The sequence below is a fragment of the Neisseria sp. 27098_8_158 genome, assembly GCF_041433145.1.
Taxonomy (GTDB): domain Bacteria; phylum Pseudomonadota; class Gammaproteobacteria; order Burkholderiales; family Neisseriaceae; genus Neisseria; species Neisseria subflava_E.
Genome location: NZ_JAPWAZ010000001.1, coordinates 133,723 through 150,327, shown reverse-complemented (window position 1 = coordinate 150,327; position 16,605 = coordinate 133,723). Strand labels below are relative to the sequence as shown.

Sequence of the window (16,605 nt, the reverse complement as noted above, 5' to 3'; positions counted from 1 at the left end):
AATAGGGGCTTGCCGATAAGCAAAGGCCGTCTGAAACCTTATTCTTCAATCACTTGAGGAACGATATACAGGCGGTTGCGCACTTCTGGGGCAACAGCCTGATATTCGGCAGTGTGATCGGTTTCAGTCACTTTATCTTCGCGCAGGCGCAAAGCGGCTTCGTACGGATGCGCCATAGGTTCGATGCCGTCGGTATTGACGCTTTGCATGTTTTCAACCATGGCGAAAATGTCGTTCAACTCGGCAAGCGTTTTATTTTTTTCTTCGTCCGTTAAAGTGAGGCGCGAGAGTTTTGCGATTTTTTCCACATCATTTAAGCTTAAAGCCATAAAAAATCCTTGTCTGATAGCAATGCCTCTTGGGTTTGGGGTATCATTGCATTTCGTCTTCTATGAAGCGAAGAATTATAACCGAAAACCAAACAGGTTGGCATGGTGTTTTGATTCAGACGGCCTTTTAAGGGCGCATTTATCCGTCTAAAACCGTGTACCTGTTTTTCTTATTTTAAATAATGCTAAACACATCCGGGCTGGGCCGGAATTTCAGGAATCCTATGTTTCGTCTTTTATCTCGTTTCCTCTCTAATGATATTGCCATCGACTTGGGTACGGCCAACACGCTGATTTTTGTACGCGGCAAAGGGATTGTTTTGGATGAGCCGTCTATGGTTGCGATTCAATCCGGCGCAGGCAATAAAAGTAAAATTATGGCTGTGGGTACGGAAGCCAAAAAAATGCAGGGTCGTGCGCCGCGCAATATTGAAATCGTCCGCCCGATGAGAGACGGTGTAATTGCCGATTTTGTGATTACCGAGCGTATGCTGGGTATGTTGATTAAAAAAGCCACCGAAGGACGATCTTTGGTTCCGCCTCGTGTGGTTATCTGTGTTCCGGGCGGCTCTACCCAAGTGGAACGTAAAGCGATTTTGGACTCTGCGTTTGCTGCCGGCGCGGCAAGCGTACATTTGATTGAAGAACCGATGGCCGCCGCTTTGGGTGCGGGTTTACCGATTGAAGATGCTGCAGGTTCGATGATTGTCGATATCGGCGGCGGTACGACTGAAATCGGTATTCTTTCACTGGGCGGCATGGCCTATTCTGCTTCTGTCCGCGCAGCCGGCGATGAATTCGATAAAAGCATCATCCATTACCTGCGCCGTCATCGCGGTGTCTTGATTGGTGAAGCTACAGCCGAAGAATTGAAGAAACAAATCGGCTCGGCCTCGGGCTTTGAAACCGAAACAGCCATGCGCATTAAAGGCCGCGATCTGGCCGAAGGCACGCCTAAATCCTTGGCGGTTACTTCAAATGAAATTCGTGAAGCATTGAGTGAAACGGTAAATCAAATCATCCGTGCCGTCCGTCTGGCTTTGGAACAGGCTCCTCCCGAACTGGCCGGCGACATTGCCGACCGCGGCATTATGCTGACCGGCGGTGGTGCGCTTCTGCACGGTATTGATACCGTCTTAGCCGATGCAACCGGCCTGCCCGTCGGTATTGCCGATCAGCCTCTAAACTGCGTCGCCTATGGTGCCGGTAAGGCTTTGGACTATATCGGCAAATGGGATACCGTATTTACGGAAAACCCATAAGGTAAATGGTTATGGAACGCTCTTCTTTGCGCTTTGACGAGGCAAAAGGCCCTAAGCTGTTGCCTCGTTTTGTCGTTTATATCATGCTGGCTGCCGGCCTGATAGTGGCAGATTATCGCTTTTCATTGATGCAGCCTGTACGTGCAGCAGTAATGCCCATGCTCTATCCTGTTCAATGGTTGGCCAATCAACCTGTTCAACTTTATCAATATTTTGCCGACCTCTCCCAGTCCAAATCCGAGCTTTTGGAACAAAACCGCCAGCTTCTGGAAGAGAATGGCCGTCTGAAAATTGATTTGCAGCGGGATAAAGTCAATACCAATGAATTGCGCGAATTAAAAAAACTATACGGTTTGCAACAAAAAGGCATTCACAACGTTATCGGTGCGGAAGTCATTTCCAATGGCAAAGATCCGCTTTCCGAAAGACTGATTATCGGCAAGGGCAGTCAAGACGGCTTGAAAGTTGGCGATGCGGTCATCGATCAAAGTGGTTTGATCGGCCTGTTGACACAAGTCCACACACAAAGCGCGGAAATTGAACTGATCTCAAGCGGACAAAGCATTGTCCCCGTAGCCGTCAGCCGCACCGGTGAACGCAATTTGGCATACGGTAATGGCAGCGGTTTGGATTTACGCTATTTCCCAACCGGCTCGGACTTGAAATCTGGCGATGTTCTACTGACTTCCGGTTTGGACGGTACTTATCCGGCGGGGATTCCCGTTGCAACCGTCAGCAAGGTTGTTCGCGCATCGGGAACGCCTTATTACGATACGCAACTGACGCCTTTGGCCGCTTTACGCAGCAGCCGTTTTGTCTTGGTACTTTCTTCCGCCCCTTCTTCCCCACGCTGATTTCATGAACGATTTTGACGATTCTTACCGTGCAGTACCGCTGCACATCATGGCGGCCAGTCTCATTGTGATGATGATACTGGACTTTATGCCGTTTTCCTTTGACGGATTCTTCTGGCTGCCTGAAATGACGGCACTGATGTTACTGTATTGGGCATTGCACCAACCGCAACGCGCAGGCATGGGACTGGCTTTTGCCATCGGTCTGATTGTCGATGCAGCAACCGCCGCGACTTTGGGATTACATGCCCTGTCTTACGTCGTGATGACTTATTTCATCTTAAACCGCCGCCGCCAAATCATGCTTTACGGCCATATTATGCAATTGGCCGCTGTCTTGGCTGCGCTGCTTCTCAATCAGGCCGTCTTAACTGTTGCCCGTCTGTTCCTCAATCATCAGGTCATTACTTTGCAAGGCTTTGTTGCCCCATTTGTCGGCGCATTGCTTTGGCCGATACTCAGCCAGCTGATGCTGATTGTGACCCGTATTTACCGCTCCCACTGAAAAGATGAAACCAATTCTTCCACGCCGTCTTTCCGGTGGTCAACATACCAAAAAACCTTCTGCTCAGGCTGCACAAGCCGACGCTTTATTGCGCCTGCTCGTTGCTTTTGTCCTGATTGTCATCTTCTTTTCCATCTTGCTGGCGCGGTTCTTTTACTTGCAAGTGACTCAACACAATGAGTTTTCCGGTCAGGCATCGAGTAACCGCATCACCCTGATTCCAACTCCGCCCGTACGTGGCGAAATCGTCGATATCAACGGCGTTCCTTTGGCCAAAAACTATCCAGTCTTTTCGCTCGAAGTTATTCCCAGCCGCATCGAAGGTAAGATGGAAGATGTCATTGAAGCATTGAAAAAATACGTCGATATCACGCCGACAGATTTAAAACGCTTCAAAAAATACCGCGAAAGCTATCGAAAATTTGAAAATATCCCACTCAAGCTCAGGCTGACCGATGAAGAGGCAGCCCGTTTGTCCGTGCATCTGCGCGAATTCAAAGGCGTAGAGGTCAATTCACGCACATTTCGCGAATATCCTTACGGCAAGCTGACCTCCCATTTCTTAGGCTACATCGGCCGTATTAGCGATAAAGACAAAGAAATTCTGGAAGAAGAAGGCCTGACTGCCCTCTATCGCGGCAGTACGCATATCGGCAAATCAGGCTTGGAAAAATATTACGAACACCAGCTTCATGGCATCCCAGGCTATCAGGAAGTCGAAAAAGACGCTTACGGCAATATCGTCCGCATATTGAAAAATGTCCCGTCCAAAATGGGGCAAACCTTGCGCCTAGGCATGGATATCCGCATGCAGCAGGAAGCCGACCGCATCTTGGGCGACCGCCGTGGCGCATTGGTGGCCATCAATCCGCAAGACGGTACTGTTTTGGCATTTGTTTCCAAACCTTCCTTCGATCCCAACCTCTTTATTGATGGCATCGACAGCGACACTTGGAAAATGCTGAATGACGATTGGAAAAAGCCTTTGATCAACCGCGTTACCCAAGGCCTTTATCCGCCGGGTTCTACATTCAAACCCTTTATGGGCATGGCTTTGTTGGAAAGCGGAAAAATCACTCAAAACACCATCGTCCCCGCTCCCGGCGCATGGAGCATACCCGGCAGCCGCCATATCTTCCGCGACTCCGTCCGCAGCGGTCACGGCTCGGCCAACTTGAGCAAAGCCATTCAAGTATCCTCAGATACCTTCTTCTACCGTTTGGGTTACGAAATGGGTATCGATAAAGCCTCTCCGTATCTGGCGCAATTCGGTTTCGGCCAGAAAACCGGCATTGACCTGCCCAGCGAATACACAGGCGTTTTGCCCAGCCGCGAATGGAAAGCCAAACGCTTTGCCAAATCTTCCGACCCTACTGCCAAAGAATGGCGCGCCGGCGAGATGGTTTCCGTCAGTATCGGCCAAGGCTACAATGCCTACACGCCTTTGCAAATGGCACATGCGACAGCATCTCTGGCCAACAACGGTGTTGTCCATCAGCCGCATTTGGTCAAAGAAATATTGGATTTCGGCGCGCGCAAAATTACCCGTATCAACCCCAATCCTGAGCGTCAAATTCCGTTCAAAGCCGACAACTTCGAATACGTCAAACGCGCAATGGAAAAAGTATTGAAACCGGGTGGTACGGCGCACCGTATCGGTGGCGGACTCTCCTATACGATGGGCGGTAAAACCGGTACGGCCCAAGTCGTACAAATTAAACAAGGCGGCCGCTACAATGCCGCAGCCCTGCGTGAACAACACCGCGACCACGCATGGTTTATCTCGTTTGCGCCATTGGAAAAACCTGAAATCGCCATTGCCGTTATTTTGGAAAACGGCGGCTGGGGTGCGTATGCCGCGCCATTGGCCCGTGAAATGACTGATTTTTATATGCTTCACGTCAAGCCGCAACAGTTTTCAGATGGCCTTGAATCAGATTCGGCCAAAACCGAAACAACGGACAAACATCAGCCTATTACCAGCATTTTCCAATCTGCCTACGGACTGACGCCGACAAGCCCTGCCTCACAGCCGGAGGTTCATCATGAATAACACATCAGCGTGGAAAAATTTCAAATCCACCATTACAGCCCCGATTGACCCTTGGCTGTTTTTTGCCATGCTCGCCATCTACATCATGAGCCTGTTCCTGCTCTATTCTGCAGACGGGCAAGAGTTCGGCCAATTGGAAAACAAAACCATCCATACCGTTTTGGGCTTTGCCCTTTTATGGATTATTGCCGTATTCAAGCCGCAAACGGCTGCCAAAGTTGCCCTGCCTATTTACATTGTCGGCGTATTACTGTTGATTGGCGTCGAAGTCGCCGGCGTTACCGTCAACGGCTCGACCCGTTGGCTGAGTCTCGGCTTTACCCGTATCCAACCTTCCGAAATCATGAAAATCGGTATTCCCATGACTGTCGCGTGGTATTTCCAACGCTATGAAGGCCGTCTGAAATGGATACATTATATTGTCGCCCTCGTGCTGATTCTTGTTCCTGTCGCCCTAATTTTGAAGCAGCCCGACCTCGGTACAGCCGCGCTGATTATGGCTTCGGGCATTTTTGTCATCTTCTTTGCCGGATTGCCTTGGAAGGCCATTTTTGCCGCCATTATTGCCTTTGTGGCCGCTTTGCCGATCTTGTGGAACTACGGCATGCACGACTACCAGAAAACCCGCGTCCTCACCCTGCTCGACCCAACCAAAGACCCGTTGGGCGCAGGCTACCACATCATCCAATCCATGATTGCCATCGGCTCGGGTGGTGTATGGGGTAAAGGCTGGCTCAACGGTACGCAAACCCATTTGGACTATATTCCCGAATCAACGACTGACTTTATTTTCGCAGTATTCGGCGAAGAGTTCGGACTGATTGGCAATATCCTTTTACTGCTGGTTTACCTTATCATTCTGGCACGCGGATTGTGGATTGCCGCGCAAGCGCAATCCCTTTACAGCCGTACTCTAGCAGGCGCATTGACCATGACCTTTTTCTGCTACGCCTTTGTAAACATGGGCATGGTCAGCGGCATTTTGCCCGTCGTCGGCGTCCCCCTCCCCTTGGTCAGCTACGGCGGTACGGCTACGCTTTCCATCATGGTGGTACTCGCCCTGTTGATGGGTATTGCCAACGAACACAAAAACCGTCGCCGCCGTAATGCGGATAACGATGACCTAACTGAAAGCGAGGAATAATATGGAACTGGGTGTAGAAATCGGCAAGCTGCTTGTGGCATTTCTCGTGCTGATTAATCCTTTCAGCGCGCTCTCAATTTATCTTGATCTGACACAAAACCACAGCACCAAAGAAAAACGCAGAATTGCGCGTACTGCCGCACTAGCCGTTTTCATCGTGATTGTCGTCTTTGCGCTAGGCGGCGGTATCTTGTTGAAAGTACTCGGTATCAGCGTGGGCTCTTTCCAAGTCGGCGGCGGTATTCTGGTTTTGCTGATTGCCATCTCCTTAATGAACGGCAACGATAATCCTGCCAAACCCAAAATTGATTCCCATTCAGAAGAACATCAAAGTGCGCAACAAGTCCGCCGCAATGAAAAAGCCATTGCCGTCGTACCCATTGCCATTCCGATTACCATCGGCCCCGGTGGTATCTCTACCGTCATCATTTACTCCTCTGCCGCCAAAAATTACAGCGATATTGCCCTAATTATCATCTCCGGCTTTCTGGTCAGCCTGATTTGCTATCTCATCCTGATCGTTGCCGGGCGCATCAGTAAACGCTTGGGCACGACCGGCCTGACCATCCTCAACCGCATTATGGGCATGATGCTTGCTGCTATTTCCGTAGAGATTATTGTTGCCGGCTTAAAATCTATTTTTCCCCAACTGGTCGCTTGAAGTACAATTATCACAATAAAAGGCCGTCTGAAACATTTTCAGACGGCCTCATAAAAACATAAAAACAAAGGAGCCAACCATGTTTCACAGCACCCACGTTTTCACCGGAGAAACCATTTACAGCAGACCGGTGCAAAGCTATATCGAGTTCACCTACGAATTAAACCGCCTCCAAACCCTTCAGCAAACCTTCGCACAATCAAGCATTATCGAGCGTACCGCCCTCTTGCAGCAATTTGCCAACAGCCTCACCCAAAACCAAGAACGCCTCGCCGAAATGGTTTGCGAAGAAGTCGGCCGTTGCCTGCACGAATGTCGTGCCGAAATCAGCAAATCCATCGAGCTTATCCGCTACTACGTCCGCCTTGCCCCTGAACTACTTGCCCATAAAACCATCGCCACCCAAGCCAGCCTCAGCCAAGTCCGCTTCGAGCCTTTGGGCGTTGTTTTGGCAGTCATGCCGTGGAACTATCCTGTTTGGCAGATTTTACGATTTGCCATCCCTGCCCTATGTGCCGGCAATGCCTGCGCGGTCAAACCTGCGCCCAGTGTCGCCCGCGTCAGCGAAACCCTCTTCAGCCTCGTCCCCAAAGGTTTGCCGCTTATCGGCGCATGGTTAAACCATGAAGATACGCTTAAATCCATTGAAGATACCGATGCCATGGCATTTACCGGTTCAACCCATACCGGCCGCCTGCTGGCTGCTCACGCAGGCAAACATCTGAAAAAAACCGTCCTTGAACTAGGCGGCAGCAATCCGTTTATCATCCTGCCCGACGCCGATCTGCAACGCGCAGCCATCGATGCCTGCTATTCACGTTTCCGCGATGCCGGACAATCCTGCAATGCCGCCAAACGCATCATTGTTACCCAAGATATTGCCGATCAATTTATCCCGCTCTTCCTTGCCGAATGCACCAAACTGCAAACCGGCAACCCCAAAGATCCGAACACCACCCTTGCCCCGCTTCACCGTGAAGACTTGCGTCAAACCGTACACGAGCAGGTTCAAGATGCGGTTGCACACGGTGCGCAATGCTTGAGCGGCGGCTATATCCCTGATAGCGAAAGCTGGTTTTACCCTGCCACGGTATTGGATCAAGTCAATCCCAACTGCCGCGTTTGGCACGAAGAAATCTTCGGCCCGGTTGCCATGATCTTACGCGCCGACAATCCTGATCACGCCGTCGTACTTGCCAATGACACACCTTTCGGCCTCGGCGCCTGTATCTACACAGCCGACACGGCAAACGCATGGCAATACGCCGAAAAAATCCAAGCAGGCTCTGTCTTTATCAACCGCCACACCAGCAGCGACTTGCGCCTCCCCTTTGGCGGCGTCAAAGCTTCAGGCTACGGACGGGAGCTATCCGAATTCGGACTGTACGAATTCGTCAACGTCAAAACCTATTGGCAAAAATAAACCGTTTCATTAACTCAGGCCGTCTGAAAACCCAATTTCAGACGGCCTGATGTTGTCTAAAAAACTGGCAAAAATATTGTATTTAATCCCATAAAAATTCTGCAAAATCAAAATACTTCAAAAATAAGAAACCTATCTTAGAAAGCAATCCATATGCCCACGTCTCCGTTGAATCAGCAGCTTATCGTGTTTTTCATTCCAATTGCTGCATTAAGCCATTTCTAAAATACCCAGTAAACAAAAAGGCCGTCTGAAATACAACTTTCAGACGGCCTTTTCAATCAAATACTACTTACCGGATTACAATTTCAAACCGGCCAGTTTAGCAGCATACGCATCCAAATCGGCGATTGGACGGGTAGCCACGCCGCTTTCCATAGCTGCTTTAGCGGTAGCAGAAGCAACGCGCGGCAACAGGCGGGAGTCGAATGGAGTAGGAATCAGGTATTCCGCACCGAATTCAAATTTCTTACCGTAAGCAGCAATCACTTCTTCAGTTACCTCTTCCATTGCCAAGTCAGCCAAAGCGTATACGCAAGCGCGTTTCATGTCTTCGTTGATGGTGGTCGCGCCGACATCCAATGCGCCACGGAAGATGAATGGGAAGCACAATACGTTGTTCACTTGGTTCGGGAAGTCTGAACGGCCGGTACCGATGACCACATCCGGACGGGTTTCTTTTGCCAATGGAGGCAGGATTTCCGGATTCGGATTTGCCATGGCGAACACGATTGGTTTTTCGTTCATGGTGTTCAGCATTTCAGGCGTCAGCAGGTTTGCGCCGGACAGACCCAAGAAGATGTCTTTACCTTTAACGGCATCGGCCAATACGCGTTGGCCGTTATCTTCAATGGCGTAGAACTGTTTGGACTCGTCCATACGGTCTTTGTCTTCGCGGGTTTTGTAAATCACGCCTTTGGAGTCGCAGACAGTTACGTTTTCACGTTTCAGACCCAAATCCAGCAATTGGTTCAAGCAAGCAATCGCTGCGGCACCTGCGCCGGAGCACACCAAGGTCGCTTCCTCGATTTTACGGCCGGTATAACGCAAAGCGTTCAGTACAGCGGCAGCGGTAATGATGGCGGTACCGTGTTGGTCGTCGTGGAATACAGGGATTTTGCAACGTTTGCGCAATTCGCGTTCGATGTAGAAGCACTCAGGCGCTTTGATGTCTTCGAGGTTGATACCGCCGAAAGTCGGTTCCAAAGAAGCGATGATGTCTACCAGTTTTTGCGGGTCTTTTTCATCGATTTCGATATCGAATACGTCAACGCCGGCGAATTTTTTGAACAATACGCCTTTGCCTTCCATTACAGGTTTACCGGCCAATGCGCCGATGTTGCCCAAACCCAACACTGCGGTACCGTTGGAAATCACGGCAACCAAATTGCCTTTGGCAGTGTATTTATAGGCAGTTTGCGGATCGGCATGGATTTCCATACAAGGAGCGGCTACGCCCGGAGAGTACGCCAACGCCAAGTCTTTAGACGTAGCCAGAGATTTGGTTGGGGTAACGGAGATTTTGCCCGGCACGGGGAATTCGTGGAACTGCAGGGCGGCTTCTTTTAATGAATTTTCCATTTATCGATCCTGTTTGCGAGAGAGATTTTACAGCGAACAAGTCTGAAACAGGCTGCTTCAGACGTTTAAAATTTCTAAAGTCGGGTTGTTAACAGACCGGCTTTGTAAGGGACCGTAATTTTATCATGTTCTTTTGGTGGCGCATACCGATATTTATTACATTTGTTTTGATATTTCGTTTTATTTGGTTTTATGTCTAAAAACTTCTGTAATAATATTTCTTCGCCACACTACCCTTCTTTCAGACGGCATTTTATTTAAACTTAAACATTCAATCCAAAATGACTGTCTAGCGCGGTTTCAATCTGATTTTTTACCGCGTCCAGACTTTGTCTGCTGTCGATGACGGCATAGCGTTCCGGCTGTTCGTTAGCACGTTGCAGATATACTTCGCGTACCCGATTGAAAAACTCGGCTTCTTCTTGTTCAAAGCGATCTTTCTCACGCGTTTGGTTGATGCGCGCCATTGACACTTCCAAAGGCACATCCAACAGCAAGGTTAAATCTGGGCGGAAATCGCCCTGTACCCAATGCTCAAGCGTATCAATATCTTGCAGGGGAACGCCGCGTCCGCCGCCTTGATAGGCAAACGTTGCATCGGTAAAGCGGTCTGAAACCACATGCGTGCCGTTTTTCAGGGCAGGCAGAATGACTGTTTCCAAGTGTTGCTGTCTGGCTGCAAACATCAGCAGGGTTTCGGTACGCAGGCTGACTTGGGTGGCAGGATTGAGCAGGATTTCACGCAATGCTTCTCCGGCCGGAGTACCTCCCGGTTCCCGCGTAAACAATACGGGCAGTTTGTGTTTCTCAAACCATGCTTTCATTACGGCGAGGTTGGTGGATTTACCTGCGCCGTCTATGCCGTCAAGGGTAATAAATCTAGGTTTCATATGGATATCGTCAATTTAAAGGCCGTCTGAAACAGGATTATAAATGTTTCAGACGGCCTATTCGGTTTATTTCTTCAAAATATATTTGCGTACGGCAGCGTTGTGTTCAGAAAGGTTGTGGCTGAACTCGCTCAAGCCCGTACCATCCATTTTTGAGACGAAATACAGATATTTTTCATCAGACGGATGACCCGCCGCTTCAAGCGCGGCCTTGCCGGGAAGCGCAATCGGCGTCGGCGTCAAACCGCTGCGCGTATAGGTATTGTAAGGCGTATCGCGTTGCAGGTCGGCTTTGCGGATTCTGCCTTTATACGCATCGCCCATGCCATAGATAACGGTCGGGTCGGTTTGCAGGCGCATGCCGATATTCAGGCGGTTGACGAATACGGCGGCCACATGGGCGCGGTCGTCTTCGTGCGCGGTTTCTTTTTCAATCAGACTCGCCATAATCAGCATTTCGTACGGATTTTTATAAGGTAGGCCGCTTTGACGATCTTCCCATGCTTCTTGCAGGTTTTCCCGCATTTTACGGTAAGCGATTTTGTAAATTTGAAGATCGCTGCCGCCGGCATCAATTTCGTAACTATCCGGGAAAAACTGTCCTTCAGGATTGCTGCTCAAAGCATCGGGCGCTACTTCGGCCATCAGTTTTTCATCGCTCCAACCGCGCGTATCGTGGGCAATATCGGCAGTGTTGTCGATAATACGGCGCATTTGTGCAAACCGCGCGCCTTCCAAAATTTGCACGCTGACCGAGTCAGGACGGCCTTTTTTAATGCGTTTTAAAATGTCCCAAGCCGATACTTTGGCAGACAGGCGGTAAGAGCCGGCATTGAGTTGGTTGTGTACGCCCATCACATATGCGGCGGCTACCAGCACATAACGGTTATAAACAATGCCGTCTTGAGCCAGTTTACGGCTGACGGAAGAGATACCTTGATTCTTAGCAACGGTAATACGGTATGGTTTGCCGTTGTCTTTCGGAACAAACAACAATGCGGCAACCACGGCGGCAAATGCCGTCAAAAATACGGCCAGCCATTTCAACAATTTTTTCAGCATGGTAGGATTCTTGGTTTGTGAACGTGTCGGGCGACAGTATAACCGAAAACAAGCGCACCACGCCTGCCACCTTCCCCAACGTATGTTTTCCTATCCTGAAAGGCCGTCTGAAACCATGAATTCCCCTTCAAAAAACACTTGGCAAAACGGCCGTTGGCTGAATGCACGTCAAACTCATTCGCCCAATTTCAGCCCGCGAGAACCGGATGAAGACATCTCATTGGTTGTCCTCCATAATATTTCCCTTCCTCCTTTTGAGTACAACACAGGAGCAGTAGAAAAATTGTTTACCAACCAAATCAACCCTGACGAGCATCCTTTCTTCAGCATCATCCACACCTTGCGCGTTTCCAGCCATTTTTTCATCAGCCGTGAGGGCGAAACCGTCCAATTCGTTTCCTGCGACGACATGGCCTATCATGCCGGCGTATCGTCGTTTCAAGGCAGAGAAAAATGCAATGCTTTTTCCATCGGTATCGAATTGGAAGGCTGCGATTTCGAGCCTTTTACCGAAGCACAATACACCAGCCTGCAAGCCTTGCTGACCGCTATTTCCGAGCATTATCCGATTCAGGCCGTTACCGGTCATCAGGACATCGCGCTGGACAGGAAAACCGATCCCGGACATTTCTTTGATTGGCCTCGCCTTCAAAAAGCAGGTTTCCCCATCCGGCGCGGATAACTTTCAAACGGACTGAACGATGATTGGCAGACATAATGCTGTCACAACCGTCTATTTTCGTTATAATTCAGCTATTCATTCGGACGCATAAAGTCCGGCTCCAACGAACTGCCCGCGCAGCAAGATTCCGCACCCTGAAAAAGACGGAATGCTGCCTTTTTAAAAAGTGATTACTCCATGATTTTCATCGTCTTAGCCCTCGCCGCCCTTTTGGCGGTCATCGGTTACAACATGTACCAGGAAAACCAATACCGCAAACAAGTGCGCGAACAATTCGGCCATTCCGATAAGGATGCACTTTTGACCAGCAAAACCAAACACGTCCGCGACAGCAAAGAAACCGGCGGCCAAGGTTTGTTTATCAAGAAAAACAAAAAAACCGAAGAGGCATTGCGCAACCTCCAGGAACAAGATGAAATCTACGCGGCCAAAGCCAAACTGGCCCACCCTGCCCAGCTAAAAACCGACGTCGAGCTGACCATGGAAGACGACTTCTCCACAGAAGAAAAAGTCCAACACACCGTTATCGGCTTGAACAACGAAATTACCGTAAGCCCTGCCGAAGCCGCTTCTGCTCCAGTAGAAACCGCTGCCGAGCCTGTGGCACAAGTACCATTGATCAGCTTGGACGAATTGTCTCAAGTCGAGTTGCCTTGGTTTGACCCGCGCTTCGACTACATGGCCTACATCTCCCTGAAACAAGCCCAAGAATTGCACGCCCTGCCGCGTCTTTCCTCTACCCACCGCTTCCAAATCATCGGTTGCACCATGGACGACCATTTCCGTGTTGCAGAGCCGATTCCGGGCGTTTACTACCAAGGCTTCGTCATGGGCCTTCAGGCTGTCAGCCGCAACGGTTTGGCCGCGCGTGAAGAGCTGCAACACTTCGACCAACAGGTTGATGCTTTTGCCCAACTGATGAACGGCAAAGTTTTGCATACCGACTTGGATGCTTTCACCGAAGTCGCGCAAGCCCTCGACCAATTCTGTGCGCGTGTTGACCAAACCATCGCCATTCACTTGGTTTCCCATTCCAATATCAGCGGCGTAGAGTTGCGTGCCGCCGTGGAAGATACAGGCTTCAAACTGGGTGAAGACGGCGCGTTCCATTTCGGTGACAACAACAATCCTCAATTGTTCTCCATCCATACTTTGGACAACAAACCATTTACCAATTCACTGTTGGACAACCAAGCCTACCGCGGTTTCAGCATGCTTCTGGATATTCCGCATGTTCCTGCCGGCGAAAAAACTTTCGACAAATTCATGGACTTGGCAGTCAAACTCTCCGGCCAACTCAGCTTGGATTTGGTTAACGACCAAATGGAAGAAGTTTCCACCCAATGGCTTAAAGACGTACGCAACTACGTTTTGGCCCGTCAGGAAGAAATGCTTAAAGTCGGCATCAAACCCGGCAGCAAACAAGCCCTGCGCCTGTTCTCTTAAACTTCCCCAATCAAAAAGCGGATATGCAATGACGGCATATCCGCTTTTTTCAGGTAAAATCCCTTCGTCTTCAATATTTATCGATTTTCAGACGGCCTCTCTATCATCAGGCCGTCTGAAAACTCTATTTCGATTGCTCATGAATCCGACCGCACAACGTATCAAATACCTGACCGACCTCCTCAACCGCTACGCCTACGAATACTACACCCTAGATGCGCCCAGCGTACCCGATGCCGAATACGACAAATTGTTCCGCGAGCTTGAAGCATTGGAGCGAAACTACCCCGAGCTCAAACTGCCCGACAGCCCAACCCAGCGCGTCGGCGGCGAACCTCTGGCAGGCTTTGCCGAAGTGCGCCACGAAGTACCGATGCTGTCGCTGACCAACGCCTTCTCGCCACAAGATGAAAACGGCGTGTTCGACCATGCCGAAATGTATGCTTTCGATGAGCGCGTGCGTGGCGGTTTGAACGGAGAAAAACCGGAATACGTTATCGAACCTAAATTTGACGGTCTGGCCATCAGCCTGCTCTACCGCGACGGCGTATTGATTCAAGCAGCAACCCGTGGCGACGGCACCACAGGCGAAGACGTTACCCAAAACGTCAAAACCGTATCCAACATTCCCCTGCGCTTGCATGGAGAAAATATTCCCGAACTTATCGAAATACGCGGCGAAGTATTGATGCTCAAAGCCGATTTTGCCGCCTTAAACGCACGACAGGCTGAAAACGGACAAAAACCTTTCGCCAATCCGCGCAATGCCGCCGCCGGTAGTTTACGCCAACTCGATTCGCGCATTACAGCACAGCGCAAACTGCATTTCTTTCCCTATTCCATCGCCCGACAACAAGGCGGTTTTATCGCAGAAGAACACCTGCAAGAGCTGAGCTATTGTAAAGAACTCGGCTTCAGCCTGCCTGACGGTAATTTCGGCTGTTTCCCCAATATCGACAAAGTATTGGCGTTTTACGAGCAAATGCAGCAAAAACGCCCCACTCTACCATACGAAATCGACGGCATGGTGGTCAAAGTCAACAGTTTGGCGCAACAGCGCGAACTCGGCTTCATCTCACGCGCGCCGCGCTGGGCCATTGCCCACAAATTCCCTGCTGAAGAAGCATTGACCATTGTCGAAGCCATTGATGTACAAATCGGGCGCACCGGCGCAGTAACCCCCGTCGCCCGCCTGCAACCTGTATTCGTCGGCGGCGTTACCGTTACCAACGCCACCCTGCACAATCAGGACGAAGTATCTCGAAAAGACGTACGCGTTGGCGACACAGTTGTCGTACGCCGCGCCGGAGACGTGATTCCCGAGGTAGTGCGCGTGATTTTTGAACGCCGCCCAATGCAGGAGACCAATATTTCCGTTTCAGACGGCCTGCAAGACGATTTGTTTGCCGAAACACCTTCTAAAACACAAGCCGAACCTCTTCACAAACCCTACCGCTTGCCCACCCATTGCCCTATCTGCCGCAGCGAAATCGAACGTGAAGAAGGCGAAGCGGTTGCCCGATGCAGCGGCGGTATGCTTTGCCAAGCACAACGCGCGCAAGGTTTAATCCACTTCGCCTCACGCAAAGCCATGGACATCGATGGACTTGGTCAAAAACAAATCGAGCAGCTGGTAGCGCAAGATTTGGTTCGCCATTTCGCCGACCTCTACCGCCTCGATATTCCGACCCTGCAAAAAATGAAGGAAACAGCGGATAAAGCGTCAGCTAGTGAAGAAGAACCATCAAACAGTGAAATTGGAGACTTTGAAGGCGAGACCGGCAATACTCTGTTTGCCAAAAACAATAAAAAACAGCCGACCAAATGGGCAGAAAACATCCTTGCAGGCATAGAGGCCAGCAAAACGCCTGAACTTGCGCGCTTCCTTTTTGCCCTCGGCATCCGTCACGTCGGCGAACGCACCGCCAAAACGCTGGCACAGGCATTCGGCACACTGGAACACGTCCGCCATGCACCCGAACCCATCCTCGCCTGCCTGCCTGATATCGGCACGGTGGTTGCCCGCTCCATTGCCCACTTTTTCGCCCAAGAAGCCCAACAGGCGATGATAGACGAGCTGCTGGCTGTAGGTGTTGCCCCACAAAGCCAGGCTATCACTATCCCACCGTTGCGCCATGCCGAGCCGCAACGCTGGATTGCCCGCCTGCCCGATTTTAAAATCAGCGAAACCAAAGCGCTGGTCTTGTGGGAACTCGCCGGACAAAGCATAGAAGGTTTGCAAAGCGACAAAGCGTTACCTGCCGATTGGCAAACATGGCGCGGTAAACCGCAAAATGCAGCCCTGCTTGAAAATATGAAAACTTTCTTTGCTCAAACGCTGTCTAATCTTCAAGATGAAACTATTTCAGACGGCATTAATGAGGCCGTAGCAGGTAAAACCTTTGTATTAACAGGGACTTTACCCACACTCAAACGCGACCAAGCCCAAGCCATGATTGAGGCTGCAGGCGGTAAAGTTTCCGGCAGCGTATCCAAAAAAACCGACTACGTTGTCGCCGGAGAAGCCGCAGGCAGTAAATTAGAAAAAGCCCAAGCTTTGGGTGTGGCCATATTAACCGAAGAAGAATTACTGTCGTTGCTGGGATAAGACAGTATATACAGTCTTTTTCGAGCCGCCTGATACTTTATCATGTGGTATTATCGTTACACACAATTACACTTTCGGGGGCTAATCCCTCAGACAAAATAGGAT

At 50.2% G+C, this 16,605-nt stretch carries 14 protein-coding genes; 10 read left to right on the top strand and 4 right to left on the bottom strand.

The features are described from left to right. Positions 1 to 38: 38 nt before the first annotated feature. Complete coding sequence (gatC, locus tag O3681_RS00735; RefSeq protein WP_107723049.1) at positions 39 to 329, bottom strand: Asp-tRNA(Asn)/Glu-tRNA(Gln) amidotransferase subunit GatC; 291 nt, start codon at positions 327 to 329, stop codon at positions 39 to 41. A gap of 224 nt (positions 330 to 553) precedes the next feature. Here gatC and O3681_RS00730 point away from each other — a divergent pair, with 224 nt between their 5' ends. From O3681_RS00730 to O3681_RS00700, 7 genes are all read left to right on the top strand, one after another. Beyond that, positions 554 to 1,591: a rod shape-determining protein gene (locus O3681_RS00730; RefSeq protein ID WP_039862245.1), complete on the top strand. Its 1,038-nt coding sequence runs from the start codon at positions 554 to 556 to the stop codon at positions 1,589 to 1,591. An 11-nt stretch (positions 1,592 to 1,602) separates the two neighbouring features. Beyond that, positions 1,603 to 2,445, top strand: coding sequence for a rod shape-determining protein MreC (gene mreC, locus O3681_RS00725; protein WP_371459055.1), 843 nt, complete (start codon positions 1,603 to 1,605; stop codon positions 2,443 to 2,445). A gap of 4 nt (positions 2,446 to 2,449) precedes the next feature. Beyond that, a complete protein-coding gene (mreD, locus tag O3681_RS00720; protein ID WP_049336486.1) occupies positions 2,450 to 2,950 on the top strand; it encodes a rod shape-determining protein MreD in 501 nt (166 codons plus the stop codon). Positions 2,951 to 2,954: 4 nt separating this feature from the next. Continuing rightward, complete coding sequence (mrdA, locus tag O3681_RS00715) at positions 2,955 to 5,003, top strand: penicillin-binding protein 2 (protein ID WP_107723046.1); 2,049 nt, start codon at positions 2,955 to 2,957, stop codon at positions 5,001 to 5,003. Continuing rightward, positions 4,996 to 6,147 (top strand): rod shape-determining protein RodA, encoded by a 1,152-nt coding sequence (rodA, locus tag O3681_RS00710; RefSeq protein ID WP_107723045.1) that lies wholly within the window; start codon positions 4,996 to 4,998, stop codon positions 6,145 to 6,147. The genes mrdA and rodA overlap by 8 nt, the downstream gene beginning before the upstream one ends. Position 6,148: 1 nt before the next feature. Then, on the top strand, positions 6,149 to 6,808 hold the full coding sequence (locus tag O3681_RS00705; RefSeq protein ID WP_107723044.1) for a MarC family protein: 660 nt from the start codon (positions 6,149 to 6,151) through the stop codon (positions 6,806 to 6,808). Positions 6,809 to 6,887: 79 nt separating this feature from the next. After that, positions 6,888 to 8,231, top strand: coding sequence for an aldehyde dehydrogenase family protein (locus tag O3681_RS00700; RefSeq protein WP_371459054.1), 1,344 nt, complete (start codon positions 6,888 to 6,890; stop codon positions 8,229 to 8,231). Positions 8,232 to 8,531: 300 nt separating this feature from the next. On the opposite strand, the gene O3681_RS00695 is transcribed toward O3681_RS00700, so the two are convergent. The 3 genes from O3681_RS00695 to mltG all read right to left on the bottom strand — a co-directional run bounded on the left by O3681_RS00695 (position 8,532) and on the right by mltG (position 11,764). Continuing rightward, positions 8,532 to 9,812 (bottom strand): malic enzyme-like NAD(P)-binding protein, encoded by a 1,281-nt coding sequence (locus O3681_RS00695; protein WP_371459053.1) that lies wholly within the window; start codon positions 9,810 to 9,812, stop codon positions 8,532 to 8,534. A 263-nt stretch (positions 9,813 to 10,075) separates the two neighbouring features. Next, positions 10,076 to 10,702: a dTMP kinase gene (tmk, locus tag O3681_RS00690; protein ID WP_371459052.1), complete on the bottom strand. Its 627-nt coding sequence runs from the start codon at positions 10,700 to 10,702 to the stop codon at positions 10,076 to 10,078. 66 nt (positions 10,703 to 10,768) lie between these two features. Next, positions 10,769 to 11,764 (bottom strand): endolytic transglycosylase MltG, encoded by a 996-nt coding sequence (gene mltG, locus O3681_RS00685; RefSeq protein WP_371459051.1) that lies wholly within the window; start codon positions 11,762 to 11,764, stop codon positions 10,769 to 10,771. A gap of 115 nt (positions 11,765 to 11,879) precedes the next feature. Here mltG and ampD point away from each other — a divergent pair, with 115 nt between their 5' ends. The 3 genes from ampD to ligA all read left to right on the top strand — a co-directional run bounded on the left by ampD (position 11,880) and on the right by ligA (position 16,500). Continuing rightward, the gene (ampD, locus tag O3681_RS00680; RefSeq protein ID WP_371459050.1) at positions 11,880 to 12,446 is read left to right on the top strand and encodes a 1,6-anhydro-N-acetylmuramyl-L-alanine amidase AmpD; all 567 of its coding nucleotides are present in this window, start codon (positions 11,880 to 11,882) and stop codon (positions 12,444 to 12,446) included. Between the two features lie 177 nt (positions 12,447 to 12,623). Continuing rightward, positions 12,624 to 13,892 (top strand): cell division protein ZipA C-terminal FtsZ-binding domain-containing protein, encoded by a 1,269-nt coding sequence (locus O3681_RS00675; protein WP_371459049.1) that lies wholly within the window; start codon positions 12,624 to 12,626, stop codon positions 13,890 to 13,892. A 139-nt stretch (positions 13,893 to 14,031) separates the two neighbouring features. Continuing rightward, positions 14,032 to 16,500, top strand: a complete 2,469-nt coding sequence (gene ligA, locus O3681_RS00670; RefSeq protein WP_371459048.1) for an NAD-dependent DNA ligase LigA — start codon at positions 14,032 to 14,034, stop codon at positions 16,498 to 16,500. Positions 16,501 to 16,605 lie beyond the last annotated feature (105 nt).